Annotated in this window: 24 protein-coding genes and 1 riboswitch; of the genes, 9 read left to right on the forward strand and 15 right to left on the reverse strand. The window is 59.7% G+C overall.

The window, feature by feature from the left end:
- Positions 1–140 precede the first annotated feature (140 nt).
- Entirely contained in the window at positions 141–545 is a 405-nt protein-coding gene (locus KDX37_RS01855; protein ID WP_231650933.1) for an NINE protein, read from the forward strand.
- Between the two features lie 59 nt (positions 546–604).
- Here KDX37_RS01855 and KDX37_RS01860 read toward each other — a convergent pair whose 3' ends face one another.
- Together KDX37_RS01860 and KDX37_RS01865 are read right to left on the reverse strand one after the other, a co-directional pair.
- Positions 605–1324 (reverse strand): 16S rRNA (uracil(1498)-N(3))-methyltransferase, encoded by a 720-nt coding sequence (locus tag KDX37_RS01860; protein WP_231650934.1) that lies wholly within the window; start codon positions 1322–1324, stop codon positions 605–607.
- A gap of 105 nt (positions 1325–1429) precedes the next feature.
- Complete coding sequence (locus KDX37_RS01865; RefSeq protein ID WP_231650935.1) at positions 1430–2836, reverse strand: adenosylmethionine--8-amino-7-oxononanoate transaminase; 1407 nt, start codon at positions 2834–2836, stop codon at positions 1430–1432.
- A gap of 211 nt (positions 2837–3047) precedes the next feature.
- Between KDX37_RS01865 and KDX37_RS01870 the strand changes: the two genes are divergently transcribed.
- From KDX37_RS01870 to KDX37_RS01880, 3 genes are all read left to right on the forward strand, one after another.
- A complete protein-coding gene (locus KDX37_RS01870) occupies positions 3048–4952 on the forward strand; it encodes a flavin monoamine oxidase family protein (protein WP_231650936.1) in 1905 nt (634 codons plus the stop codon).
- A 356-nt stretch (positions 4953–5308) separates the two neighbouring features.
- Entirely contained in the window at positions 5309–5857 is a 549-nt protein-coding gene (locus tag KDX37_RS01875) for a cytochrome b (protein ID WP_231650938.1), read from the forward strand.
- A 27-nt stretch (positions 5858–5884) separates the two neighbouring features.
- Entirely contained in the window at positions 5885–6463 is a 579-nt protein-coding gene (locus KDX37_RS01880; protein WP_231650939.1) for a YceI family protein, read from the forward strand.
- Positions 6464–6747: 284 nt separating this feature from the next.
- On the opposite strand, the gene KDX37_RS01885 is transcribed toward KDX37_RS01880, so the two are convergent.
- From KDX37_RS01885 to ahcY, 3 genes are all read right to left on the reverse strand, one after another.
- Positions 6748–8664, reverse strand: a complete 1917-nt coding sequence (locus KDX37_RS01885) for a DEAD/DEAH box helicase (protein ID WP_231650941.1) — start codon at positions 8662–8664, stop codon at positions 6748–6750.
- Between the two features lie 311 nt (positions 8665–8975).
- A complete protein-coding gene (metF, locus tag KDX37_RS01890) occupies positions 8976–9821 on the reverse strand; it encodes a methylenetetrahydrofolate reductase [NAD(P)H] (protein WP_231650943.1) in 846 nt (281 codons plus the stop codon).
- Positions 9822–9968: 147 nt separating this feature from the next.
- A complete protein-coding gene (gene ahcY / locus KDX37_RS01895; protein ID WP_231650945.1) occupies positions 9969–11378 on the reverse strand; it encodes an adenosylhomocysteinase in 1410 nt (469 codons plus the stop codon).
- A gap of 23 nt (positions 11379–11401) precedes the next feature.
- Positions 11402–11512, reverse strand: a riboswitch (S-adenosyl-L-homocysteine riboswitch).
- 253 nt (positions 11513–11765) lie between these two features.
- Between ahcY and KDX37_RS01900 the strand changes: the two genes are divergently transcribed.
- Positions 11766–13655, forward strand: coding sequence for a patatin-like phospholipase family protein (locus tag KDX37_RS01900; RefSeq protein WP_231650947.1), 1890 nt, complete (start codon positions 11766–11768; stop codon positions 13653–13655).
- A 73-nt stretch (positions 13656–13728) separates the two neighbouring features.
- The gene (locus tag KDX37_RS01905) at positions 13729–14124 is read left to right on the forward strand and encodes an acyl-CoA thioesterase (RefSeq protein ID WP_319941631.1); all 396 of its coding nucleotides are present in this window, start codon (positions 13729–13731) and stop codon (positions 14122–14124) included.
- A gap of 18 nt (positions 14125–14142) precedes the next feature.
- Here the strand turns inward: KDX37_RS01905 and otnI are convergent, their stop codons facing one another.
- From otnI to ltnD, 5 genes are all read right to left on the reverse strand, one after another.
- Positions 14143–14928: a 2-oxo-tetronate isomerase gene (gene otnI / locus KDX37_RS01910; protein WP_231650949.1), complete on the reverse strand. Its 786-nt coding sequence runs from the start codon at positions 14926–14928 to the stop codon at positions 14143–14145.
- Positions 14929–14950: 22 nt separating this feature from the next.
- Positions 14951–16408 carry a GntT/GntP/DsdX family permease gene (locus KDX37_RS01915; RefSeq protein WP_231650950.1) on the reverse strand — a complete coding sequence of 486 codons (1458 nt, stop codon included), beginning with the start codon at positions 16406–16408 and terminating at the stop codon, positions 14951–14953.
- Between the two features lie 162 nt (positions 16409–16570).
- On the reverse strand, positions 16571–17209 hold the full coding sequence (otnC, locus tag KDX37_RS01920; protein WP_231650951.1) for a 3-oxo-tetronate 4-phosphate decarboxylase: 639 nt from the start codon (positions 17207–17209) through the stop codon (positions 16571–16573).
- Positions 17209–18498 carry a 3-oxo-tetronate kinase gene (gene otnK / locus KDX37_RS01925; RefSeq protein ID WP_231650952.1) on the reverse strand — a complete coding sequence of 430 codons (1290 nt, stop codon included), beginning with the start codon at positions 18496–18498 and terminating at the stop codon, positions 17209–17211. The genes otnC and otnK overlap by 1 nt, the downstream gene beginning before the upstream one ends.
- Positions 18499–18508: 10 nt before the next feature.
- Complete coding sequence (gene ltnD / locus KDX37_RS01930; protein ID WP_231650954.1) at positions 18509–19414, reverse strand: L-threonate dehydrogenase; 906 nt, start codon at positions 19412–19414, stop codon at positions 18509–18511.
- 99 nt (positions 19415–19513) lie between these two features.
- Here ltnD and KDX37_RS01935 point away from each other — a divergent pair, with 99 nt between their 5' ends.
- Positions 19514–19804, forward strand: coding sequence for a hypothetical protein (locus KDX37_RS01935; RefSeq protein ID WP_231650956.1), 291 nt, complete (start codon positions 19514–19516; stop codon positions 19802–19804).
- Between the two features lie 189 nt (positions 19805–19993).
- Here KDX37_RS01935 and KDX37_RS01940 read toward each other — a convergent pair whose 3' ends face one another.
- From KDX37_RS01940 to KDX37_RS01950, 3 genes are all read right to left on the reverse strand, one after another.
- On the reverse strand, positions 19994–20815 hold the full coding sequence (locus tag KDX37_RS01940) for a DeoR/GlpR family DNA-binding transcription regulator (protein ID WP_231650957.1): 822 nt from the start codon (positions 20813–20815) through the stop codon (positions 19994–19996).
- Positions 20816–20946: 131 nt separating this feature from the next.
- Positions 20947–21720, reverse strand: a complete 774-nt coding sequence (locus KDX37_RS01945; RefSeq protein WP_231650958.1) for an L-iditol 2-dehydrogenase — start codon at positions 21718–21720, stop codon at positions 20947–20949.
- Positions 21721–21793: 73 nt separating this feature from the next.
- Positions 21794–23101, reverse strand: a complete 1308-nt coding sequence (locus KDX37_RS01950) for an ABC transporter substrate-binding protein (protein WP_231650959.1) — start codon at positions 23099–23101, stop codon at positions 21794–21796.
- A gap of 293 nt (positions 23102–23394) precedes the next feature.
- Here KDX37_RS01950 and KDX37_RS01955 point away from each other — a divergent pair, with 293 nt between their 5' ends.
- Positions 23395–24339 carry a helix-turn-helix domain-containing protein gene (locus KDX37_RS01955; RefSeq protein WP_231650960.1) on the forward strand — a complete coding sequence of 315 codons (945 nt, stop codon included), beginning with the start codon at positions 23395–23397 and terminating at the stop codon, positions 24337–24339.
- Between the two features lie 38 nt (positions 24340–24377).
- On the opposite strand, the gene KDX37_RS01960 is transcribed toward KDX37_RS01955, so the two are convergent.
- Together KDX37_RS01960 and KDX37_RS01965 are read right to left on the reverse strand one after the other, a co-directional pair.
- Entirely contained in the window at positions 24378–25634 is a 1257-nt protein-coding gene (locus KDX37_RS01960) for a cation:proton antiporter (protein WP_231650961.1), read from the reverse strand.
- 317 nt (positions 25635–25951) lie between these two features.
- A complete protein-coding gene (locus KDX37_RS01965; protein ID WP_231650962.1) occupies positions 25952–26281 on the reverse strand; it encodes a DUF2790 domain-containing protein in 330 nt (109 codons plus the stop codon).
- A 246-nt stretch (positions 26282–26527) separates the two neighbouring features.
- Here KDX37_RS01965 and KDX37_RS01970 point away from each other — a divergent pair, with 246 nt between their 5' ends.
- Complete coding sequence (locus KDX37_RS01970; RefSeq protein WP_231650963.1) at positions 26528–26749, forward strand: hypothetical protein; 222 nt, start codon at positions 26528–26530, stop codon at positions 26747–26749.
- Positions 26750–26834 lie beyond the last annotated feature (85 nt).

Genomic DNA, 26834 nt, shown 5'->3' on the forward strand with positions numbered 1-26834 from the left:
CTCTTTCTCTTTTCGCGTTAATCCCTTTGCTGACAAGGGTTTGAGTGCCCCATAAAGGGTCGTGTGCCATACGTCGGAAGAGACAACAGAAGTCACAAAAGTGTTACTTATTTTTTTCTATCAGCTTGAAGAGGCTCCAAATGAACGCCTATCGTTCTGACACACACAGCAAGGTCATGGGTTATCTGCTGTGGATTCTGGGTTTTCTCGGGGCGCACCGTTTTTACTACGGCAAGCCCGTGACTGGCACGATCTGGTTCTTCACGTTCGGTCTGTTCGGTATCGGCTGGCTGATCGACCTGTTCCTGATTCCTTCGATGGACCGCCAGGCCGATTTGCGCTTCACGCCCGGATCAACTGATTACAGCGTGGCGTGGGTATTGTTGACCTTTCTTGGCCTGTTTGGCGTGCACCGCATGTACCAGGGCAAGTGGATCACAGGGGTTATCTACCTGCTGACCGGCGGGCTGTTTCTGGTAGGTATCCTGTACGACTTCTGGACCCTCAATGATCAGATCTCCATGAAGAACGCACAGCGCGGATAACTCCCTGCCAGGCAAGTGATGCGAGTGGGTGCCCGCGCAAGGTGGGCATCACTTCAGCGTCAGAAATCGCCCCACAACTGTTGAGCCACGCTCAGCGCCACCACCGGTGCGGTTTCAGTACGCAGTACGCGCGGGCCAAGGCGGGCGGCGTGAAAGCCTGCGCTCTGAGCCTGGTCCACCTCTGCGTCATTCAAACCACCTTCCGGACCAATCAGAAACGCGAGGCTGGCGGGTTTGGCGTGGCTGGTCAGCGGTTCTGCCACAGGGTGCAGCACCAGTTTGAGATCAGCCTCGGTTTGCTTGATCCAGTCAGCCAATGGCATAGGCGGATGTATGACGGGTACCACGGAGCGCCCGCATTGCTCGCAGGCGCTGATTGCGATCTGTTGCCAATGTGCCTGCCGCTTTTCGGCGCGTTCGTCCTTGAGTCGCACCTCACAGCGTTCGCTGACGATGGGCGTGATTTCGCTGACGCCCAGTTCCGTGGCCTTTTGAATGGCCCAGTCCATTCGCTCACCTCGAGACAAGCCCTGACCAAGATGGATGTGCAAGCCGGACTCGACCTGCCCGGCGAAGCTTTCGCCCAGTTGCACCCGCACGCGCTTTTTGCCGACTTCAAGCAGTGTGCCGCGAAACTCCGTGCCCGAGCCATCGAACAGCTGCAGAGCATCGCCTTTGGACATGCGCAGCACGCGACTGATGTAATGCGCCTGGGCTTCAGGCAGTTCGTGTTCGCCCAGACTCAGCGGCGTGTCGGTAAAAAAGCGGGACAGTCTCATGGTGTGTCTCGGTAGCTGTACGTGATGTGGTCTTCAGGACGACTTCGCGAGCACCGGGTTGAGCATGCTTGCGAAGATGATGGTCGGGCGGTCGTTGGGTCAGGGCTAGCCCGGATCCCGGAAGTCGGTGTGGAAGTTCTCGCGTACCGCAACGCTGATGCTGGTGCGCGTCGCGATATCAATGCCGTCGCTGGCCACTTCGGCCAAAAAGTCGATCTGCTCCGGGGTGATCACATACGGCGGCAGGAAGTACACCACGCTGCCCAGTGGCCGCAGCAGTGCACCGCGCTCCAGTGCATGCTGGAAAACCTTCATGCCGCGGCGTTCCTGCCACGGGTAAGCGGTTTTGGTCGCCTTGTCCTGCACCATCTCGATGGCGATGGCCATGCCGGTCTGACGCACCTCGGCCACATGCGGATGGTCCGCCAGATGGGCGGTGGCCGTTGCCATGCGTTGTGCCAGCGCCTTGTTGTTCTCGATGACGTTGTCCTGCTCGAAGATATCCAGCGTGGCCAGCGCAGCGGCACAGGCCAGCGGGTTGCCCGTATAGCTGTGCGAGTGCAGGAACGCACGCAGCGTGGAGTAATCGTCGTAAAAGGCTTCGTAAACGTCATCAGTGGTCAGGCAGGCTGCCAACGGCAGATAACCGCCAGTCAACGCCTTCGACAAACACAGGAAGTCAGGGCGGATGCCAGCCTGCTCGCAGGCGAACATGGTGCCGGTCCGACCAAAGCCCACGGCAATTTCATCGTGGATCAGGTGCACGCCATAGCGGTCGCAGGCTTCGCGCAGCAGCTTGAGATAAATGGGGTGATACATGCGCATGCCGCCCGCGCCCTGAATCAGCGGCTCGATGATCACTGCGGCGACTGTTGAGTGGTGTTCGGCAAGGGTCTGTTCCATGGCGGCGAACAGGTTGCGCGAGTGTTCTTCCCAGCTCATGCCTTCGGGGCGGTGGTAGCAGTCAGGGCTTGGCACCTTGATAGTGTCCAGCAACAGCGCCTTGTAAGTTTCCGTGAACAGCGGAACGTCGCCCACCGACATCGCAGCCATGGTCTCGCCGTGGTAGCTGTTGGTCAGCGTGACGAAGCGTTTCTTGGCCGGCTGGCCGCGATTTAGCCAATAGTGAAAGCTCATTTTCAGCGCAACTTCGATGCAGGACGAACCATTATCGGCGTAGAAACACCGCGTCAGCCCTTCCGGTGTCAGCTTGACCAGGCGCTCGGACAGCTCGATCACCGGCTGATGGCTGAAACCTGCAAGGATGACGTGCTCCAGTTGATCGACCTGATCCTTGATCCGTTGGTTGATGCGTGGATTGGCGTGGCCGAACACATTCACCCACCAGGAGCTGACGGCATCCAGATACCGCTTGCCTTCGAAGTCCTCCAGCCAGACGCCTTCGCCGCGCCGGATCGGTATCAATGGCAGGTTTTCGTGGTCTTTCATCTGGGTGCAGGGGTGCCACAGGACCTTGAGGTCACGTTGCATCCACTGGTCATTCAGGCCCATTTGCAATCTCCGGGTAGCGACTCGCGTGGTGCGAGGACGAACAATCGCGCAAGCCTATGCAATGCCCGGCCATGGAACAACCTTTGATGCAGTTTTAACGGTCGACGGACATTGCTGGCGGCCTTTTGATGGCTGGCGTATCCTGCTCCGCTATTCGATGTTCCGGGCTGATTCGCCCAACCTTCCCCATGTTTTTTTCGGAGTTCGCGGAATGCTTTCTGGGTGGCTGCGCGCGTGTGCGCTGATAGTGGCAGGGCTGGTCAGCGTTTCGACGCTCGCCGATGAAAAACAACGAACGGCGATCGTGGTCGGGGGTGGTCTGGCAGGTCTGACGGCGGCTTACGAGCTGCAGACCAAAGGTTGGCAGGTCACAGTTCTTGAGGCCAAGCCTGCCATGGGCGGGCGCTCCGGTCTTGCGAGCAGCGAGTGGATCGGCAACGCCAAGGCGCAGCCGGTGCTGAACCGTTATCTGGAAACCTTCAAGATCGGCAGCGTGCCTGCGCCTGAGTTCGTGCGTACGCCCAGCTACCTGATTGATGGCGTGTACTTCACTCAGGCTGACCTTGCTGCAAAACAGCCCGCCACGGCCGAAGCGATCAAGCGTTACAACGAGACGCTGGACAATCTGGCGCGCTCCATTGATGACCCGCAAAACCCGGCTGCCAACAGCACGCTGTTCGCGCTGGACCAGATCAACGTCGCCAACTGGCTGGATCGTCTGTCCTTGCCTGCAACGGCTCGCCAGTTGATCAATCAGCAGATCCGTACTCGCTACGACGAGCCTTCGCGTCTGTCGCTGTTGTATTTCGCTCAGCAGTCCAGTGTCTATCGCAAGGTAGAAGAGCGCGATTTGCGTGCAGCGCGTCTGCCTGGTGGCAGCGCGGTGCTGACACAAGCCTTCGTCAAACAACTGAAAACCGTCAAGACCAACTCTCCGGTCTCGACAATCATTCAGGACAAGGACCACGTTACGGTAAAGGCGGGCGCAGCCAGCTACACAGCTGACTATGTGGTCGTTGCTGTGCCGTTGCGTTCGCTGGGCAAGATCCAGATGACCCCTGCGCTGGATGCGCAGCACATGGGCGCGATCAAGAGCACCAACTACGGCTGGCGCGACCAGATCATGCTCAAGTTCAAGACCCCTGTCTGGGACAGCAAGGCGCGCATGTCCGGTGAAGTGTTCAGCAACACCGGCCTGGGTATGCTCTGGGTCGAGCCTGCACTGAAAGGCGGCGCCAACGTGGTGATCAACCTGTCCGGCGACAACGCGCGGATCATGCAGGCATTTGGCGACAAGCAGATGGTCGATCAGGTGCTGATCCGTCTGCACGCGTTCTACCCTGAAGCGCGTGGCGCCTACACCGGTTACGAAATCCGTCGTTACAGCGTCGATCCGTCCACCGGCGGCTCTTACCTGGCCTTCGGTCCAGGCCAGATCAGCAAGTACTGGCGCTTGTGGGAACGGCCGATTCAGCGCGTAGCCTTCGCCGGTGAGCACACTGACACGCTGTACCCTGGCACGCTGGAAGGCGCCTTGCGCAGTGGTCAGCGTGCAGCCAGCCAAGTGCAGGATCTGGCGGCTGGCAAGTCCTTCGAGCCTGTCAAAGTGGCACCGCCCAAGGCGCCTGCGCCAGTCGAGCAAAAATCCGGAGGCAATTTCTTCAGCAACCTGTTTGGCGGGTCTTCCGACAAGCCCGTTGAGCCTGCCAAGCCGCAAGCCGACAAGCCTGGCTTCTTCTCGCGGATGTTTGGTGGTTCCGAGGCGCCTGCGCCGACTCCGCCGCCAGCCGAGAAAGCGCCAGAGCCCGCTCCAGCGCCTGCGCCTGTTCCCGTTGCGCCAGTGGTTGCACCGGCAGTTGAGCCTGCCAAGCCAGCGGTCAAGGCCGAACCGGCGAAAAAGCCTGTGACCAAGGCAGAGCCTGCGAAAAAGCCGCACGCCAAGGAACCGGTGAAGAAAGAGCCGACCGCCAAGGAACCGGTGAAGAAAGAGCCGACCGCCAAGGAAAAGGCTGCGGCGAAAGCTGCCGCCTCCAAGACTCCGGCCAAAACCGAGCCCGCCAAAAAGGCTCCGGCGAAGGATGCTACCGACGCAGCACCGGCCGACGTCAAGAACTGACCGGCCAATAGCTGACTGAAAAGGGGGGGCGGTTCATACCGAGCCCCCTTTTTTAGGGGCTTGTCTCGGCTCTTTGACAGACGGGAGGCGAACTGAGTGCCGTTCATCGGCATCCGAGGGCCGACGGTCCTGGCAAAGTGTTACAGCACTGATTTTATCGGGATGCTGCATCAGCAAGATGTATCCGGTTGTAGAAAACTGATGCGCACGCGCCTGTTCCGCACCGTGAAGAGCTATAAGCACTCAGAAATCGATCTCTGATAGATCTGATTATTCGATGCTTCAAAGCGAAATTTTGCGCTTTCATTCGATAGATAAAAAGCTAGTCTTGGAACACTTCTGACAAGGTAACGGCAATGCAGCTACGTAACTCATCCTCTCGATACGGTCTGGTCAGCGTTGTACTGCACTGGAGCGTGGCGTTGGTCGTGTTTGGTTTATTCGCGCTGGGGCTCTGGATGGTCGGGCTGGATTACTACGATACCTGGCGCAAGGCAGGTCCTGATCTGCATAAAAGCATCGGGATCACGCTGTTCGCGGTGATGCTGTTTCGCGTGGTGTGGCGCCTGCTCAGCCCAGCGCCGCCACCGCTGGCCAGTTACAGCAGGATGACGCGCATCGGCGCAGCGTTTGGCCATGTGTTTTTGTACGTGGCGCTGTTTGCCGTGATGTTTGCCGGTTACCTCATTTCCACCGCTGATGGTGTGGGTATACCGGTGTTTGGCCTGTTTGAAATACCTGCATTGGTTACGGGGCTACCTGCCCAGGCAGAAAATGCTGGCTGGATTCACCTTTACCTGGCGTGGCTCATCGTGGTTTTCGCGGTGCTTCATGGCCTCGCTGCACTCAAACATCACTTTATCGATCGCGATGTGACCCTCAAACGTATGTTGGGTCGTCATTGATTGTTCAACCAAAACGGGAATAAAAGCATGTTGAAGAAGTCTCTTGCTGCACTGGCTCTGGGTACCGCGCTGTTGTCTGCTGGCCAGGCCATGGCTGCTGATTATGTTATCGACAAAGAAGGTCAGCACGCTTTCGTTGACTTCAAGATCAGCCACCTGGGCTACAGCTTCATCCACGGTACGTTCAAGGACTGGAACGGCGAGTTCAGCTTCGACGCTGCCAAGCCTGAAGCCAGCAAGATCTCGGTCGAGCTGAAAACCGCCAGCCTGTTCACCAACCACGCTGAGCGCGACAAGCACATCTCGAGCAAGGACTTCCTGGACGTTGCCAAATACCCAGAGGCCAAGTTCGTATCGACCGCTGTTAAATCCACCGGTGCTAAAACCGCTGACGTGACCGGTGACCTGACACTGCACGGCGTGACCAAGCCAATCGTGATCAAAGCGACCTTCAATGGCGAAGGCAAGGATCCGTGGGGCGGCTACCGTGCCGGCTTCAACGGTACTTCGACGCTGAACCTGAACGACTTCGGCATCAAAGGCCCAGGCCCAACGTCGCAGACGCTGGATCTGGACATCACCTTCGAAGGTGTACAGAAGAAGTAAGTGTTCTTCTGATCAAGAAACGCCGGCCTTTGGGTCGGCGTTTTTATTTGTCTTGCGAAAAAGAAAGCTACGATAGCGAATCGTAAGCTGCGCAGCTTTTGGGGCGCCCTTCATCTGACGTGCCTCTATGGAAGTCAGCTTGCTGACGAAGAAGTCAGTGAAGACAACGAGAGTCCAGTGCCTGACAGCCGGCAATCGGCGATAAACAGAACACCAGCTCTGAATCTCTGACGCACACAAAAACGCCCCTAACCAGTCGGGGCGTTTTGTGTGTGGCGCGGCTGTCAGCTGTCGCGGTTGCGGGTCAGCAGGGCCGGTTTTTCGCCGCGTGGGCGGGCTGGCAACTGGTCGAGTTGTTCAGCCGACGGGAAGCGGTCGATCTTTGACTCTTTGTGAACGATCTTCGGCTGTGGCTGGCCATCGCGCTGGCTGCGCACGACGGGTGCCTCGCTGCTTTCGCGTGGTGCCTGGTCGTCGCGTGCCGGACGGCGGTTGCGTGGCTGACCGTCGCGTGAGCGAGGGGCCGAACCTGCACCTGCACCTGCACCTGCACCATTACGCTTGGGTGCACCAGTGCCGGAACCGGTCCGTGCGCCGCCACCGGTACGACCCGGATTGGCCGGACGTGCCGCGCCGCCAGCAGCAGGCGCCGACCCAGAAGCTGCACCAGGTGCCGCTGCAGGGCGACGACCACGGTTCTGGCCTTTGCCCTGATAAGGGCTGACGTAATCGGCGCGGTTACCGAAGTTATCCACTTCGTCATCCAGGAACTCGTCAGGGGCGCGATCCGAGGCAGGGCGCGGTGCAGCGGCCTGTGCAGAGCGTTGCTCGCTGCGAGGTGTGCCTTCACGAGGTTTTTTTTCGCGTGGTTGACGGGCAGGGCGCTCGCCAGTGGCAGCGGCGGCTGCAGCCGGTTTTTCCTTGCCTTTGTCCTTGCCCTTGTCGCGACGACCACCGTTGTTCTTGTCGCCATCACCGCGTGCCGGGCGTGCGCCACGTGGGTTACGAACATCAGGGCGCTCACGTACTTCAGGCTTTTCAGCCTCGACTGCCGTAATGTCGAAGCCCATGAGATCGCCGTCCGGGATCTTCTGCTTGGTCATGCGCTCGATGCTTTTGAGCAGCTTCTCTTCGTCGGGCGCGACCAGCGAAATGGCTTCGCCGGAGCGACCGGCACGACCGGTACGGCCAATGCGGTGCACGTAGTCTTCATCGACATTAGGCAGCTCGAAGTTGACCACGTGAGGCAACTGGTCGATATCCAGACCGCGAGCGGCAATGTCGGTCGCAACCATGATGCGTACTTCGCCAGCCTTGAAGTCAGCCAGTGCTTTGGTACGCGCGTTCTGGCTCTTGTTGCCGTGGATCGCGACGGCACTCAGGCCATGCTTGTCCAGGTACTCGGCCAGGCGGTTGGCGCCGTGCTTGGTACGCGTGAACACCAGCACCTGTTCCCAGGCACCGACGGTGATCAGGTGAGCCAGCAACGAACGCTTGTGGTTGGCGGCCAGACGGAACACCCGCTGCTCGATACGCTCGACCGTGGTGTTCGGCGGCGTGACTTCGATGCGCTCGGGGTTGTGCAGCAGCTTGCCGGCCAATGCGGTGATGTCATTGGAGAACGTTGCCGAGAACAGCAGGTTCTGGCGCTTGGCAGGCAGGCGGGCCAGGACTTTCTTGACGTCGTGCACGAAGCCCATGTCGAGCATCCGGTCTGCTTCATCGAGCACCAGGATTTCAACGTGGGACAGATCGACGCTGCCTTGGCCGCACAGGTCGAGCAGGCGGCCTGGGCAGGCAACCAGTACGTCTACACCGCGGGACATGGCCTGAACCTGTGGGTTCATGCCGACGCCGCCGAAGATGCAGGCACTCACGAACTTCAGGTCGCGGGCATAGATCTTGAAGCTTTCATGCACTTGCGCGGCGAGTTCGCGAGTCGGGGTCAGGACCAGTACACGCGGTTGGCGCGGGCCGTGACGCTGGGATTTGTCCGGGTGACCATTGGGAAACAACCGCTCCAGAATAGGGAGGGCGAAGCCGCCGGTTTTACCAGTACCTGTCTGTGCCGCAACCATGAGGTCACGACCTTGCAACACGGCGGGGATAGCCCGCTGTTGCACCGGAGTAGGCTGGGTATAGCCCGCTGCCTCGATGGCGCGAACTAGAGCCTCGGAGAGACCGAGGGAAGCAAAGGACATGAGTAATCCTGTTCTGTTGGAGCTTAAGCTCAAGGGATGTCTTGCCTGGCGCGAATGGCGTGTAACGACAACGCGATCCCGTCCGGTCCTGCGGGGTCTTCAGTGCATCTCGTGACGTCTGCGCGTGTTGGAAAGTGCGCTGTTGACGTGAGCGAGGTGACGATTGCAAGACCGAGCGTCCGGGCGTAAGCCTGGCGGGAAGGCTGGAGTATAACAGAGCGAGCGCGCCGCGCTGCTTTCCTGCTGCCCAACGGTGTATTGCGCCTGGATCTCCCGGAAAAATCCCGAGAGATCGCAGGGTTGCAGCGGCTTCAGCGTGGCAGTTTGAGGTTGTTCCAGACCGCCAGGCTCGGTTCAGCCTGATTCAATGTGTAAAAGTGCAGACCCGGTGCGCCGCCCTGGAGAAGGCGTTCGCACATTTGCGTGATCACTTCTTCACCAAACGACTGGATGCTTTGCACGTCATCGCCATAGGCTTCCAGCTGCTTGCGGATCCAGCGCGGGATTTCCGCACCGCAGGCATCCGAGAAGCGCGCCAGCTTGCTGTAGTTGGTGATCGGCATGATGCCCGGCACGATCGGGATGTTCACGCCCATTTTCTCGACGCGCTCGACGAAGTTGAAGTAGCTGTCGGCATTGAAGAAATACTGGGTGATCGCACTGTCGGCACCGGCCTGTGCCTTGTTGACGAAATGCTTGAGGTCGTCTTCGAAGTTGCGGGCCTGTGGGTGCATTTCCGGGTAAGCGGCGACTTCTATATGGAAGTGGCTGCCGGTTTCTTCCCGGATGAACTTCACCAGGTCATTGGCGTGACGCAGCTCACCGCTGGCCATGCCCATGCCCGAAGGCAGGTCGCCGCGCAGCGCTACGATGCGTTTGATGCCAGCTTCTTTATAGTGGGCCAGCAGACTGCGCAAATCTTCCTTGCTGTCGCCAACGCACGACAGGTGCGGCGCAGCAGGTACTTTGACTTCGTTTTCCAGCTGCAACACGGTGTTGAGCGTGCGGTCGCGGGTGGAACCACCGGCACCATAGGTGCAGGAGAAAAAATCCGGGTTGTACGTGGCCAACTGACGAGCAACAGTCAGCAGCTTTTCATGTCCAGCGTCGGTCTTGGTCGGAAAGAACTCGAAGCTGTAGCGACGTTCTTGGCTCATGGAGGCCGATCTCATCTGAAGGCGAACGGGGTGGTCGCATGCCATGGAAGCGGACAAGTCCGCCCCCAGGTCATCTGCCAGTTGCGAAAGGGTGCGGTGTCAGAAACACCGCGCCCTCCGCACAGGACCAGGGCTGGTCCGAAGCAATCAGTAACGGTAAGCGTGTGGCTTGAACGGACCTTCAACGGTCACGCCGATGTAGTCGGCCTGAGTCTTGGTCAGTTTGGTCACGACGCCGCCGAAACCGCGGACCATTTCCAGGGCCACTTCTTCGTCGAGTTTTTTCGGCAGTACTTCAACGGTCAGGCGCTCGGCTTTCCTGGCAGGTGCCAGATCAGCGTACTTCTGCTCGAACAGGAAGATCTGGGCCAGTACCTGGTTGGCAAACGAGCCGTCCATGATGCGGCTTGGGTGGCCGGTTGCGTTACCCAGGTTCACCAGACGGCCTTCGGCCAACAGGATCAGGTAGTCGTCGTTCTGAGCGTCAAATGCGCCAGCGCCGGTACGGTGGATCTTGTGAACCTGCGGCTTCACTTCTTCCCATGCCCAGTTCTTGCGCATGAAAGCAGTGTCGATTTCGTTGTCGAAGTGACCGATGTTGCACACCACAGCGCGTTTTTTCAGCGCTTTGAGCATGTTGGCGTCGCAAACATTGACGTTACCGGTGGTGGTCACGATCAGGTCGATCTTGCCCAACAGAGCCTTGTCGATGCTGGCTTCGGTGCCGTCGTTTTCGCCGTCGATGAACGGAGAAACCACTTCGAAACCGTCCATGCACGCTTGCATGGCGCAGATCGGGTCGACTTCAGTCACTTTGACGATCATGCCTTCCTGACGCAGGGACTGGGCCGAGCCCTTGCCCACGTCGCCGTAACCGATGACCAATGCCTGTTTACCGGACAGCAAATGGTCGGTGCCGCGCTTGATGGCGTCGTTCAGGCTGTGACGGCAGCCGTACTTGTTGTCGTTCTTGCTCTTGGTCACCGAGTCATTGACGTTGATGGCCGGGATTTTCAGCTCGCCCTTGGCCAGCATGTCCAGCAGACGGTGAACACCGGTGGTGGTTTCTTCGGTGACGCCGTGGATCTTGTCCAGCATCGCCGGGTATTTCTTGTGGATGATCTCGGTCAGGTCGCCGCCGTCGTCGAGAATCATGTTGGCGTCCCAGGGCTGGCCATCCTTGAGGATGGTCTGCTCGATGCACCACTCGTACTCTTCTTCGGTTTCGCCTTTCCAGGCGAACACAGGAATACCGGCAGCAGCGATAGCGGCAGCGGCCTGATCCTGAGTCGAGAAGATGTTGCACGACGACCAGCGAACTTCGGCACCCAGGGCAACCAGGGTTTCGATCAGCACGGCGGTCTGAATGGTCATGTGGATGCAGCCAAGGATTTTTGCGCCCTTGAGCGGCTGCTCACCGGCGTACTTGCTGCGCAGGCCCATCAGGGCAGGCATTTCGGATTCGGCGATGATGGTTTCGCGACGGCCCCATGCAGCCAGGGAAATGTCGGCAACCTTGTAGTCGTTAAATTCTGCGGGCGAGATTACAGCACTCATTGAGAGTCTCCATTCCATAAAAATGCGAATGGGCGCCGTTGTGCGTTTAAGGCTGGCCGGTTGAGGATCAACCGATCAAGCAACGCCCCATCCGAGCCTGACAGGGAAAACCTGCTGCAGCGCCCCTCGGACAGGTGGCGGGAACGGCATCACGCGCGGATGGCCGTTTGAATCGGAGGGCAGTATAGCTGCGCTGGCGCGTCTTCCCAAGGCTTTCTGTCGGTTTGCCCGCCTGTGAAGCGCCTTTTTAAAGAATATTCTTTTACCGCACCATCGTTCCAATCGCCGCTTAATCTCGACGTTCCGAACGGCGTAACGGTCGTTTTCTTTGAAAAACAGACACATCAGGTATGGCCCCGGCGTGGGCTGACCTTCCAGGGAGCGGTAATGAACAATATCTCGAATGGACTCGAATCCTCTGTCCCTGTGCCCGAAGGACGGGCAACTGTCATTGTCGAGCAGGTTGGCCAGCGCAGGCTGAGCCTTGTAGAGCATGAAAACGGGGTGACCGAACTCCAGCTGGCTCCTGCGCCCATCGCCAAACTGATCCTCAGTGGCGGTGGCGCCAAAGGCGTTGCCTATTCCGGAGCGATTACGGCCTTGCAGCGCCAAGGCGCTCTGGAAGGCATCGATGCCCTTTACGGCTCGTCTGCGGGGGCGATCATGGCGGCGTTGATTGCCTCTGGCATGGACGCAGACCAGTTCGATGCGCTCAGTGACAACACTCATCTGCTCTCGTTGCTCGACAGCCCGGACGAGAACACGGGCTGGATTCAGAAAGCGTTTTCCAGCGCGGGGACCTTGGCCGACAAGGCGTTGCCAGGCACCGTGGGTAACGTTACACGCCTGCTGCTCAGCGTCTTGCCGCGCGTGCAGTCCAACGCACAACCCTTGCAGACGCTCATTCGCGACACGGCGCGGGCGGCATTGCTGGGCCGTATCCGTGATGAACACCCAGCAGAAGTACTTGTCGTTCGTGAGCGGCTGTTGGCCGACGGCGCCGTGATCTTCGCCGATCTGGCGCTGCTCGGTCGTTACATCCCGCAGATCAAGAGCCTGAATATCACTGGTACGGTGATGTTTGGCGGGCAGCCGCAACTGGTGGTGTTCAGTGCGGCTTTGACGCCGGATATGGACATCGCACTGGCAGCTCATATTTCGGCTGCGCTGCCAGTGGTATTCAAACGACCCGCCGGGCAGGGGCTGGCGTTTCAGGAACTGGACGAACTGACCTTCTTTCAGGACGGTGGCGTTCTGCTCAATACGCCGGTGCCTCAGTTGATGGACCCCGGCCTGGTCACAGACTTGCTGTCTGGCTCGGACATGCTGATCCTGCAGTTCGAGCAACAACAGGCTGCCAGCAACCGAGGTGGTTTCATGGCGCTTTTGACCGATTGGCTGACCGGCACGCCGGTCGCTGCGGAGCTTGAACGGCAAAACCTCAACCTCAAGGCGTTCGAGCAGCAGACTGTGGTGGTCCCGTTGCGTACGGAAATGGGCGATTTCACCAGCACTCTGAGCGGCACGCTTAATTTCACCATGACGGCAGACATCAAGAACCACCTGCAGGAACGTCTGCAACAAGCCGTCGAGAAGCACCTCGTCTTGCGTGCTGAAAAACGTGAGCGCTACGTTTTTGCTACGGTGGATGAGGCGTTGCTGAGCATGGATGACGACATGCTGGGCAGCATCTGGGTCAAGGCTCCGGAGAGCGCAGTGAGCGGCGTGCTGGCCTGGCGTGCGGCGGCGGACGATGCCTTGGTAGCGTTGGAGGACGCGGTAAGGGCTGTCGATGCGGGCAGCCGATTGCACATGACTGACGGCATCCGTAGCGCGCTCGACGAACTGGACACGATGGCTGTCAGCCCGGCGCACGTGCAATGGCTGGCATTGCAGCTCAATCGATTCGATAGGCCTGCCTGCGTCCGATTGCTCGAAGCCATGCGTAATGAAACGGTCGAATCGCCGGTGCTCAACGCTGCATTGATTGAAAAACGCGTGCGCGAGATTCGTGTCATCGCCGGCAACATCAGAAAGTCAGTGATTTTTCCGTCGCTTCATCTGTTCATGCAGACCGCTGCCAATACCGGGCTGCTGTTGCGTGCCGATCAGCTGTTGCTCAAAGCAACCACCGACGACGAGATCAACCGCACTCTGGACACGATCATTGAAGGTTACAGCTCGCGCGCGCCGGTTGCAGGTCAATGGTGGACACCCCACGTGGTGGAGCTGGCCCGGTCCTGGCGGATCAATCGCGGCGATAAAGAGTCACAATGAGCACAGGCATGGGCGTGGCTCGCTGGCTCTGCCATCATGCGTGTCTCAATTGGCAGGACGGTCAGGAGTGAATATGAATTTCCACACCCGCAAGTGGGTAAAGCCCGAAGACCTCAACCCCAACGGTACGTTGTTCGGTGGGAGTCTGTTGCGCTGGATCGATGAAGAGGCCGCGATCTACGCCATCGTCCAGTTGGGCAATCAGCGTGTGGTGACCAAGTACATTTCGGAAATCAATTTCGTCAGCGCCTCGCGTCAGGGCGACATCATCGAGTTGGGCATCACGGCAACCGAATTCGGCCGCACGTCGATCACTCTGAAGTGCCAGGTGCGCAACAAGATCACGCGCAAGAGCATCCTGACGGTCGACAAGATTGTGTTCGTCAATCTGGGGGAAGACGGCCAGCCTGCGCCGCATGGCCGTACAGAAATCCGCTACATCAAGGATCAGTTCGATCTTCCTGAATGATCCTTGAGCAGCGTCTGGTCACGCCTTCGATTGCAGTTGGCGTAACCAGGCCAGGCCTTCGCTGGTATCGCCCTTGGGGCGATACTCGCAGCCGATCCAGCCCTGATAGCCCAGCTCGTCGATCACCTTGAACAGGTACTCGTAGTTCAGCTCGCCCAGGTCGGGTTCGTTGCGATCCGGCACCCCGGCGATCTGAATATGGCCGATACCTGCAAAGTCGCGGCGCAACTTGGTGATCAGGTCGCCCTCGACGATCTGGCAGTGGTAGCAGTCGAACTGGACTTTCAGGTTATCGGCGCCTACCAGCTTGCAGACTTCCTGCGCCTGATCCTGACGATTAAGGAAGAACCCGGGCATGTCGCGCGTATTGATCGGCTCGATCAGAATCGTGACCCCGGCGCTTTTGGCCTGTTTGGCAGCAAACGCCAGGTTCTCCAGATAGACCGCCTGATGGCGCTGACGCAGGTCCTCGTTTGGCAGCAAACCCGCCATGACGTGAACCCGGTCATTACCCAGCACGTGCGCGTATTCCAGCGCCCGTTCGATCCCGCTGCGAAACTCCGCCTCACGACCCGGTAGCGTCGCAATGCCTCGTTCGCATGCGTCCCAGTCACCCGGCGGCGCGTTGAACAACGCCTGCACCAGCCCGTTGTCGCTCAAGCGCTGCTTGAGTTCTTGCGGGCTGTACGCGTAGGGGAACAGGTACTCGACCGCGTCGAAACCGTCGGCTGCGGCTGCGGCGAAGCGCTCGAGAAAATCATGCTGCGGGTACAGCATGCTGAGGTTGGCGGCAAAACGAGGCATGTTAACTCCAGTCTTCAAAGGGTCAGACGAATGGCCAAAGCAGCAGGGTAATCACGAAGCCCAGTGTGCCCAGCAGCGTGACCAGTACGGTCCAGGTGCGCAAGCCGTCGGCGACGTTCAGGCCCGCCAGCTTGGTGAACATCCAGTAACCGGCATCGTTGATGTGCGACATTGCCAGACCGCCACCGCCCATGGCCAGACACAGCAGGGCCAGATGGTTGGCGCTCAGGTCAAGCGTGGCGATCAGCGGGCTGAGAATGCCTGCGGTGGTCACCAGTGCAACGGTGGTCGAACCCTGAACCGCACGCAGCAGCAGGGTCAGCAAGAAGCCCAGCGCCAGGACGGGCAGGCCGGTATTGCGCAGCGCTTCAGAGACCACAGCACCAATTCCGGTATCGACCAACACCTTGCCGAAAACACCCCCGGCGCCGGCAATCAGAATCACCATGGCCACGCCCGGCAACGCCGAGCCGATCACATCAGACACCTGTGTGCGGCTCCAGCCACGACGCGAACCCAGCAGCCAGGCGCACAGCAATGTATCGATCAGCAAGGCAACCAGCGGTGCACCCAGCACAGTCAGCACTGCACGCAGCGTGGACGTCGCGGGCAGCAGAGTGGTGGCGAGTGTGCCCATGAGAATCAGCACGATCGGCAGCAGGATCAGCGCGATGATCAGACCAAAGCCCGGCGCAGGCGCTGGCGGCAGTTTGCTCGCCAGGCTGCTGGCGCTTTCTTCTGCACCCAGTGCGCGGGTTTCGGTTGCTTCACGGACGTTGGAGTAGTCGTTGCGCGCCCAGGCTTCCAGGTCTTCGTTGGTGACGTGCGGGCCGTAGACTTCGGCGCGAATGTCATCGGTCATCGGGTAGGTCTTGCGGGTCATGCGGCCGGCGACGAAATAACCGATCATGCACAGCACGGCGACAATCGGGATACCCAGCATCAGCACACGGCCCAGATCAGCGCCCAACTGGCTGGCAGCGGCGACAGCGCCAGGGTGCGGCGGCAGGAACGCATGCACGGCCAGCAAGGCGGCGCACATCGGCAGCGCGAAGATCAGCAGAGGTTTGCGAGCAGCACGAGCCACGCCATAAGCCAATGGCATCAGGATGATCACGCCGACTTCGAAGAACACCGGAATGCCGACCATGAAACCCGCGACGGTCAGCGCCAGCGGCGTGCGCTTGTTGCCGAAGCGGTTGATCAGCGTCTTGGCCAACGCTTCGGCACCGCCTGACAGTTCGATGATTCGCCCGATCATTGCGCCCAGGGCGATGATGATCGCGATGTGACCGAGCGTTTTGCCCATACCGCCTTCGATGGTGGCTACCAGATCGGCAGGCTTAACACCTGCGACCAGTGCCACGATGATGCTGACCAGCATCAGGGCGACAAAGGGCTGAAACTTGTACTTGAGGACCAGGAACAACAGCAGTGCGATGCCCGCACCGGCCACGACCATCAACATGAGAGGGGTCATGCCTGTGCGCTCCCATCAAGGGCGACAAGGGGTAATTGCGAGCAAATCCGGACAAAAGCGGGGTTGGGGTAATTCATGCTCTTCATTCCTGTTGTTATTGTTTTCCGGCAGGGCCGGGTCTGGCCAGGAGGCGTGCAACGCCCCCCGATCAATACGTTTCAGTTACCACTTGGCGCCGAACACCTGACGCAGTTCTTCCAGAGCCTCTGCTGCCAGCGGCTCGGGTTTGGGGTTGGTCATCAGCCACAGACGGGCGGTTTCTTCCAGTTCTTCCAGGGCGTAGCAGGCCTTGGCCACCGAGCTTTCCCAGACCACCGGCCCCAGCCGTTCGAGCATCACGCCACGCACGCTGTTGGCCAATTGCGCGACGCGCTCGGCGACTTTCGGCGAGCCCGGACGTTCATAGGGGATGAGGGGAATGTGGCCAACTTTCATGACTTGATACGGCGTCAGAGGCGGCAGGATGTCGTCTTGCTGCCACACACCCGCCAGCGTCAGCGCCACCAGATGCGTCGAATGGGTGTGCACAACGCCGCCGACCTCAGGGTTGCGGTCGTAGACTTCGCGGTGCAGGGCCAGGGTCTTGGAGGGCTTGCTGCCCGACACCCATTCGCCCGCCAGATTGACCTTGGCGATATCGGCCGGGTCCATGCGGCCCAGGCAAGCGTCGGTCGGCGTGATCAGCCAGCCGTCGTCGAGGCGGGCACTGATGTTGCCCGCGCTGCCCACGGTGTAACCTCGACCGTACAACAGCCGACCGACATCACAGATTTCCTGACGCAGGGCCTGTTCATCAATCATCAGGCTTCCCCCGCCAGTTGCTTGAGGGCCTTGGCGAAGAAGTCGCGCGCGCCGAAGTTGCCGGATTTCAGCGCCAGTGCCAGCGGGACGTCGCCGCCGCTGAAAGTGGCCGGTACACCGGGATCAATCTGCGTGCCGATCTGCAGCAGTTGCACACCCAGGGCCTGAACCACGGCACCGGATGTTTCGCCACCGGCGACAACGAAGCGGCGTACGCCTGCGTCCAGCAAGCCTTTGGCGATCTCGCCGAGCGCGTCTTCCACCATCGCACCGGAGCGCTCGACGCCCAGTTCTTTCTGCACGGCTTTGACTTCATCCGGCGTACTGGTTGCGTAAATCAACACGGTTTGCCCGGCATCTCTGGCGAAGGCCAGCGCTTGTTCGACCACCGGTTTGCCAGCGGCCAACTCCAGCGGATTGATGCGCAGGGCAGGGCGATTGCTTTCCAGCCATGCTGCGACCTGGCCGTTGGTGGCCACTGACGCACTGCCGGCCAGCACCACTTCACCGCCGCCGACTGCAACGTGCTTCGCGGCGTCGATGTCGCGCAGCTTGCCCGCCTTGCGGAAATTGCCAGGCAGGCCCAGCGCCATGCCCGAGCCACCGGTCAACAGAGGCAGGTCGGCGCAGGCTTCGCCCAAGGTGTACAGATCGGCATCCGATACGGCGTCGGCAATCGCCATGCGCACGCCATCGGCACGCAGGTCAGCGATTTTGTTGCGCACGCTTTCGACGCCTTGCGCAATGCTGTCATAGCGCAGCAGGCCCACTTTGCTGGAAGTCTGGGCTTGCAGCACGCGCACCAGATTGGCGTCGGTCATTGGCGTCAACGGGTGATTCTGCATGCCCGATTCGCTGAGCAACTGGTCTTGCACGAACAGATGGCCGCGAAAGATCGTCCTGCCGTTTTCCGGGAAGGCCGGGCAGGCCACGGTGAAGTCGCTGCCCAGCTTCTCCAGCAGGGCGTCGCTGACCTGGCCGATGTTGCCTGCCGCGGTGGAGTCGAAGGTCGAGCAATACTTGAAGAAAATCTGTTCGCAACCGCGCTCGCGCAGCCACTCCAGTGCCGCCAGCGACTCGGCAACGGCATCCGCTGCTGGCGTGGTGCGCGACTTTAGGGCGATAACGATGGCGTCGGCGTCCAGGTCCGCTGCCGTTTCGGCGCTGGGAATACCGATGCTTTGCACGGTACGCATGCCGCCGCGTACCAGCATGTTGGCCAGGTCGGTTGCGCCAGTGAAGTCATCGGCGATGCAGCCCAGCAACGGGCGAGAGGAAGTCAGGGTCATCGTGCGCTCCTCAGGCCTGTTCTGGCTTGGCTTTCGGCAACTCGATGCCCGGGAAAATCTTGATCACGGCCGAATCGTCTTCACGACCGAAACCGGCACTCGACGCCTGCATGAACATCTGGTGTGCGGTGGCCGACAGTGGCAGCGGGAATTTGCTGCTGCGTGCGGTATCCAGCACCAGGCCCAGGTCCTTGACGAAGATATCCACAGCCGACAGCGGCGTGTAATCAGCCTTGAGAATATGCGGCACGCGGTTCTCGAACATCCACGAGTTACCGGCACTGTTGGTGATCACTTCGTACAGGGCGTCGGCGTCGACACCTTCACGCAGGCCCAGCGCCATGGCTTCGGCACTGGCAGCGATGTGCACGCCGGCCAGCAACTGGTTGATGATTTTGACTTTCGAGCCCAGCCCGTGGACGTCACCCAGACGGTAGACCTTGCCCGCCATGCCGTTGAGGATGGCTTCGGCCTTGGCGTAAGAATCAGCCGGGCCGGAGGTCATCATGGTCATCTGGCCAGCGGCGGCCTTGGCTGCACCGCCAGAGATCGGGGCGTCGAGGTACAGCAGGTGCTGTGCGGCCAGACGCTCGCCCAGTTCAACGGCGAAGGTGGGTGCAACCGTCGCGCATCCAATCACCAGGCTGTCAGGGCGCAGTGCGCCAATGGCGCCGTTTTCACCGAACAGGACGGTTTCGGTCTGCTCGGCATTGACCACGACGGTAATGATCACGTCGCAGGCAGCTGCCATGCTGGCGGGGGATTCACACGCAACACCACCTTCTTGTGCAAACGCTTCGGTGACACTGGTGCGCACATCACAGGCGTGCACGTTGAAACCACTGCGCAGCAGCGAGCGGGCAATGCCCAGACCCATCGCACCCAAACCGATAACGCCAACATTTTTAGTGTTCATGCCGTAATCCTTGAAGTCAGTGCCGATGCCTGTGGGGCTGGCCATCGAGCGTTATTGTTCTGATCTGTGAATCGGATAGTGGATCAATGAATAAAAAATGTGAAGTATTTTTATTTTTCACAAAAATTAACATCGATAGTCTTTTTTCATCAAGCGCGAGAAAGCACCCGGGTCGGCATCATGGATGCAGGGTGTGGATGTTTTGAGGTTTTTGAAGGTGAGCGGGTATTAGAGGGGGGCCATCCATGGCCCGGTGCAGCTCAATCGGCATCCCTGCCGATTGCCCCCGATCAGCGCCAGCACTCAGCCTGCACCTTGCGTCGCATTGAGTGGTGTGGCGGCTATTGCGTTGGAAAGGCGCTGTTTGTTTTTAGGCGTGCCGGCGTTTGAGTTGTTCGATTCTAGTCGTGGTTTTGCTTTGATATCGAGCCGAAGTTTTCAGTGAGCATCCCGACCTCTTCGTCAGTAAACGGAACGCCGCGCGGCTGCTCCCACAGATTTCACACACTTACGGATGGTGAAGTGTGTCCTCGTGGGAGTGAGCTTGTTCGCGAAGGCTTACTGAGGTGCGGCTCAGGCTCAGCGCTTGCCGGCCACCGGGGCGAGCAGCAGTTCGATGCGTTGTTTGCGGATGCCGTCGGCGGCGGCTTCGGCGAGGGCGGCGTCGGTGATGATGGTGTCGAACTGATCCAGTCCCGCGACCTTGTACATGCCGAATGTGCCGTACTTGGAGCTGGTTGCGACCAGCACGGTCTGTGAAGCAGATTGCATGGCAGCCTGTTTGACTTCGACCTTCAGCGCCGAAGGCGTGGTGGTACCCCGTTGCAAGTCCCACGAGCTGGTGGACAGGAACGCCACGTCCGTTGCCAGTTGGCGCAGGGTCGCGGCCGCCAGCCCGCCGACGCTCGAGCGGTTAGGGTGGTCAAGCAACCCGCCGGTGTGAATCACGTCCACATGCCCGGCATCAGCCAGCGCATGCACCACGCCGAAGTCATTGGTGACCACGGTCATGCCCGACAGCGCCACGATGTGCGGCACGATTTCCAGAGTGCTGGTGCCTGCATCCAGATAGATCGTCATGTCCGGGTGCAGCAGGCCTGCAGCCAGTCTTGCCATGCCTTGCTTTTGCGGCAATTCCACAACGGCCTTGGACTGATGACTGGGCTCGCTGTGCACCTGACTGGCAATGCGCACGCCACCGGTCACTGAGTAGGCTCGGCCTTCCTGCTCCAGCAGGGCGATGTCACGGCGGATGGTCATGTGCGAGCAGTCGAACATCTCCATCAACTGATGAACGCTGAGCACCTGATGTTTGCGCAACTGGCGCAGCATCAGCTCACGGCGCTGATCGGGGATCATCGGTGTACCGCCGGAAATGGCGATCTCCTCTTCAGTGGACATTCTTGCTCCTGTGCATCGATGAGCCGCCGTTGAGGGCTGGCGGTCCGGGCATCTTAGCCAATCGCTTCGGCAATGGAAGTGGTGGCTGGCCTTTTGTTCGCCAGGCGACTCATCGTTGGAGCACTCGCCCGTCAGCTCATCCAGTTGCCGCCGTCAACATTGTAGGTCTGCGCCACCACGTATTCGCCGTCGCTTGAGGCCAGGAACACGGCCATGCCGGTCAGATCCTGTGCCGTGCCCATCCGTCCAAAAGGCACCTGCTCGCCGACCAGTTTTTTCTTCTCACCCAATGGCCGATTCTCGAATTTGGCAAACATCGCATCGACGCCGTCCCAGTGTTCGCCGTCCACCACGCCGGGGGCGATCGCGTTGACGTTGATGCCGTGCTTGATCAAGTCCAGCCCGGCCGACTGAGTCAGGCTGATCACCGCTGCCTTGGTCGCGCAATAGACCGCCACCAGCGCTTCACCGCGACGCCCGGCCTGGCTGGCCATGTTGATGATCCTGCCGCCATGGCCTTGCTTGATCATCTGTCGCGCCGCCGCCTGCAGGGTGAACAGGGTTCCGGACACGTTGATCGAAAACAGCCGTTCGAAGCTGTCGCGAGTGATGTCGACAATCGGTGCCAGATCAAACAGTGCGGCGTTGTTGATCAGGATGTCCAGCTTGCCGGTGTGCGTCACCACGGCGGCCATCGCCTCATCGATGGACACCTGATCGGTCACGTCCATCCTGACCGGATAGGCGCTCGGCCCCAGTTCCAGTGCCGTGGCCTGGGCGCGCTCCAGGTTGATGTCGGCAATGGCGACTGTCGCGCCTTGGTCAATGTACGCCTGCGCAAAGGCGCGCCCTATTCCGCGTGCCGATCCGGTGATCAGCGCGCTTTTACCTTCGAGTCGTTTCATGGGTTCATCGTCCGTTCAATAAATGACCTGTGCAGGCGGCGGGCTTGCTCTGGACGCAAGCCCTTCGCGGTGCTTACTTCGGATAGCCAGCGCGCTTCATTTCCCGTTCCGTCACCGACTGTGCCGAGGCCAGCGCCTGCTCGACCGTGGTCTGCCCGGTCAGCGCTGCGGTAAACAGCTTGCCCACTGAGGTGCCGATGGCCTGGAACTCGGGGATCGTCACGTACTGGATGCCGACATAAGGCACTGGTTTGGCGGACGGATGCGCAGGGTCGGCGTGCTGCATCATTTGCAGCGTGACCTTGGCGAACGGCGCGGCTTTCAGGTAAGCCTCGCTGTAGGTCGACGTTCGGGTTCCTGGTGGCACGTTGCTGATGCCGTCTTTCTCGGTCACCAACTGGATGTATTCCCTGGAGGTCGCCCAGGTGATGAACGCTTTTGCAGCATCCTTGTGTCTGGACGTGGCCGGTATCGCCAGTGACCACGCGTACAGCCACGACGAGCCCTTGTCGGTGACTTCGGTCGGCGCCGGCGCAAAGCCGACACTGTCGACCACGTTGCTCTGCTCCTTGTCAGTGGTGAATGAGCCCGCCACGCTGGCGTCTACCCACAAGGCGCACTTGCCGCTGTTGAACAGCGCCAGGGTTTCGTTGAAGCCGTTACTGGTAACACCGGGCGGCCCGTATTTTTTCAGGGTGTCGACGTAAAAGTTCGCTGCGTTGGTCCATTCCGGGCTGGTCAGCTCCGGCTTCCATTGTTCGTCGAACCAGCGCGCGCCAAAGGCGTTGGCCATGGTGCTGAGCAGCGCCATGTTTTCACCCCAGCCGGCCTTGCCGCGCAGGCACATGCCGTACAGGCCCTTGTCCGGCTGATTGAGCCTGGCTGCGAATTCGCCCAACTGCGTCCAGGTGGGATGCTCGGGCATGCTAAGGCCCGCCTGTTTGAACAGGTCGGTGCGGTAATAGGTGATTGTGCTCTCGCCGTAGAAGGGCAGCGCGTACAACGTGTTGTTGACGGACAGCCCCTGGCGTACTGATGGGAAGATGTCTTCCAGGTCGTACTCCGGCGCCAGACCGGTGATGGGCTCGAGCCATTGTTTGGCGCCCCACAGCGGCGTCTCGTAGGTGCCGATGGTCAGCACGTCAAACTGTCCGCCCTGGGTGGCGATGTCAGTGGTCAGGCGTTGGCGCAGAACGTTTTCTTCCAGCACCACCCAATTGAGTTTCACGTCGGGATGCTGTTGTTCGAAGATTTTGGACAGTCGTTGCATGCGGATCATGTCGCCGTTGTTCACGGTGGCGATGGTCACGGTTTCGGCGGCATGGCTGACCAGGGCGAAGGACAGGCCAGCGGACAGGATCAGCGCTGTGTTTATCTTCATTGAAGTGCTCTCCGCCCCGCGCCTGTGTGGCGGGAGCTATTATTTTTGTTGTGGACCACGGCCAGGCATTGCGCCTGAGCGGCCATGGCGGACGACCTGATTACATCAGTCCGAAAAGGTCCGGACAAACGCATGACGGAGGGCGGGCTGATACTTTTTTAACCGACGGCCCGCCGGTCGTCCGAAATCAAAAAAGTATCAGTGCGGCGTAAAACCGGCTCTAGCCCGAGCTCGTCGTGACGGCGTATGTTGGCGCGTCCACGACGCCTCCATAACGATAAAAGGCGCATGAAATGCCTGACAGCCGATCCGCTTTATTCGAGCAGCGTCCTGCCGAACTCGAGGTCATCCTTCCTGAGCCTGACCACTGCTTTCGCTGGTACGAGCACGACTACCCCTATGCGCTGGCCCGCTGGAATCATCATCCGCAATTCGAGATCCACCTCATCCGTCGAGGCAGCGGCAAGCTGGTAGCCGGCGATTACATCGGAGCATTCGATGCGGGGCATGTCGCCCTGATCGGGCCTGATCTGCCGCATGACTGGATTGGTGATCTGGCGCCCGGCGAGCATCTGTCCGGGCGTGACGTGGTGTTGCAGTTCGACGGCGCGGCATTGCTGGCCCTGCGCAACACGTTGCCTGAGCTGGGGGATCTGCAGCATTTGTTCGAGCAGGCGCGCCGTGGTCTGGAATTCACCGGCGCAACGGCGGTGCAGGCCGCCCGGCTGCTGGAAAAGATCGGCACCGCGCAGGGTCTGGAACGTTTGATTCTGTTTTTGCAGTTGATCAATACGCTGATGAAGGCGCCTGCACAGGAGGCCCGTCTGCTGGCCAGCACCTGTTATGCGCCGACTCTGGATGCGCGCAGCTCCGAGCGGATCAACAAGGCGTTCGATTACCTGCTCAGTGAGCTGACCAGCGACATCAGGTTGTCGGTGATCGCCCGTCGGCTGGACATGACCGACCCGGGTTTTTCGCGCTTTTTCAAGCGGATCACCGGGCATGGCTTCATTGATCTGATGCGCAAACTGAGGGTTCAGCGCGCCTGTCGGCTGTTATTGCAGACCCGGATGTCGATCTCGGATATCTGCTTTGAAGTGGGCTACGCCAACCTGTCCAACTTCAACCGGCACTTTCGCGTGGAAACAGGCCAGACGCCCAGCGAATACAGAGGCGCCGCAGCGGTGGCCGCGTTCAACCAGCGCGCGGCTCATGCTGACTCAAGGTCTCGGGCCTGAAAGCCGGCCTGCCGAGCGAGCAGCAGGCCAGTGACTTCTCAATGGGTTGATTCTTTGCTCTGCGGACTGCGCGTGACCGCGTGCACTAGTTTGCCGATGCTCAGACCCTGCAGCAGGATCGACAGCAGCACCACGATGTAGGTGATGCTCAGCAGCAGGTCGCGTTCCGGCCCGTTGGGCAGGGCCAGCGCCAGTGCGACCGACACGCCGCCACGCAAGCCACCCCAGGTCAGAATGCGGATGGTGCCGTGTGGCACATGGCGCCAGCGGCGCAGCAGCAGAATGGCCGGCGCCACGGTGACAAAGCGCGACAACAGAATCGCCACCGCCAACAGGCTGGCGGCCGTCAGGTGCTGCCACGAGAACGGCAGCAACAGCAACTCCATGCCGATCAGCGCAAACAGCAATGCGTTGAGCATGTCATCGAGCAGCTCCCAGAAACCGTCCATGTAACGACGCGTCATGTCGTTCATCGCCAGGTTGCGTCCCATGTTACCGATGATCAGTCCTGCCACGACCATGGCGATCGGGCCTGACACATGCAGCTCCGACGCCATGGCCGAGCCACCGATGACCAGCGCCAGGGTCAGCATCACCTCGATCTGATACTGCTCGATGCTTTTGATCATCAGGTAGACGGCGTAGCCAATCAGCCCACCGAATAACACGCCACCGATCGCTTCATGAATGAACAACCAGGCGGTTTCGCCCACCGTCGGGGTTTCGCCCAGTTGCGCGATACCCAGCAAGACGGTGAACACCACCACGGCAGTGCCGTCGTTGAACAGCGATTCGCCAACGATAGTGGTCTTGAGTGGCTTGGAAGCATTGGCGGTGCGCAGCACACCCAATACCGCGATGGGGTCGGTCGGTGAAATCAGCGCGCCAAACAGCAGGCAGTACAGCGGGCTTACGTGCCAGCCGAACAGGGCGAAAATCCAGTAGGCCAGTGCGCCGATCATCATGGTCGCAATCACGACCCCAAACGTGGCCAGCAGGCCAATCGGCCAGCGATAGCTTCTGAGATCAGAAAGGTTGACGTGCAGCGCGCCCGCGAACAGCAGGAACGACAGCATCCAGTTCATCAACAGGTCGCCGAAATCGATCTGGCTGATCAGCTGTTGCACACGGTCTTCAAGCCCGGGGAAGCCCAGAAAGCTCAGGCCCTGCAGAATCAGCGAGAACATCAGCGCCGTCACCATCACGCCAATGGTGGGGGGCAGGCCTACGAAACGAAAGTTTACGTAAGTCAGCAGCGAGGTGAGGCAAATCAAAGCAGCAGCAAGTTCAAGCATCCGTCATTCCAAAATCCGTGGTCCAGTTCAATTCCTGCCCGGCGGGCATTGTTGACCCGTGCCGAGCCTGAGTTTGATGGGCTGGACGGGTGTGCAGACACATCACGACAAGACGCGACAGGATTTGCGTTGACCATGCAACGGCGACGGTGTTGCAAAAAAGCGAGAAATGGACGGCAGAAAATCGAAGGGATGAGGCGGGGAGAGGTGTGAAGAGGTGTGGCAGGGAATACAAACGACGTTAGCCCGCAGGGCCGTGATAGATGGCCAAACGGGTCAACGAAGTGGGTTTGAATGGCATCCGTGCATGACTTATCTCACTGGCTGTTTCTGCATCCGCTCAGGATCTGGTACTGAACTGTCTTGAGCTCGCCTTTGGAGTCTTCATACGTCATCAGCTTTGGCATCACCCGGCAGGACTGTGTGTCGGGAGACTTGCGGATCACCTTGGCCACGTCCAGTTTCACACCGTATTTGTATTCGGTGATGGCTGGCATCGGTTTGTTGTGGGTGGTGGCGTATTTTTGCACGCTCGCCTGGTGGTCTTTAATGATAGTTGCAGCTCTTGCATCGTCATCAATGGCGGCAAATGCTGCCACTGGGGAAAGCATGACCAGGGCAAGTAACAACGATTTGGCGGTACGCATTTTCTTCTGTCTCCGTTGGGTGTGATCAAACGTTAACAGTGGGGCGCTAACCGCAAAGTGACAGCCACATTACAATATTGAAATGTTCATCACGGTCCATCACTCGCGTTACTTCTAGCGGCACATTCTCTTTCTAACAATATTGTCATTCTCTGCTCACCTTCCTGTTAACTGCCCCTGCGTAAGATTGGCTCATCCCTGACGAGCGCTGAGCGTTTCGCAGGTCCCTTTCAGTCTAAAGAGGTAATGATGATGAAACTGATCAAATCGATGGCCCTGACTGTAATTGCTCTGTCGAGTACTGCTGCTTTCGCCGACGACGGCAGTGATTTCGCCACCCCGGCTGCTGACAAGATGCGCCTTGCGCAGGAACTGCGCTTCCAGGAGCAGAGCCGTAGCCAGAACGAACGCTTCGTCAATGCCGACGAGCAGGCCAAGCCGGAGCAGTCGACCAAGTCCGAAAGCTGATGCCCGATATGCGCTGCACAGCAACCCCATTCGCCTTGAGTAGCTCCGCGGCTCCTTTGGTTGAGGCGAATCTTTTAAGCGTCCT

Origin of the sequence: Pseudomonas californiensis, from assembly GCF_021147775.1 — a bacterium.
GTDB lineage: Bacteria > Pseudomonadota > Gammaproteobacteria > Pseudomonadales > Pseudomonadaceae > Aquipseudomonas > Aquipseudomonas californiensis.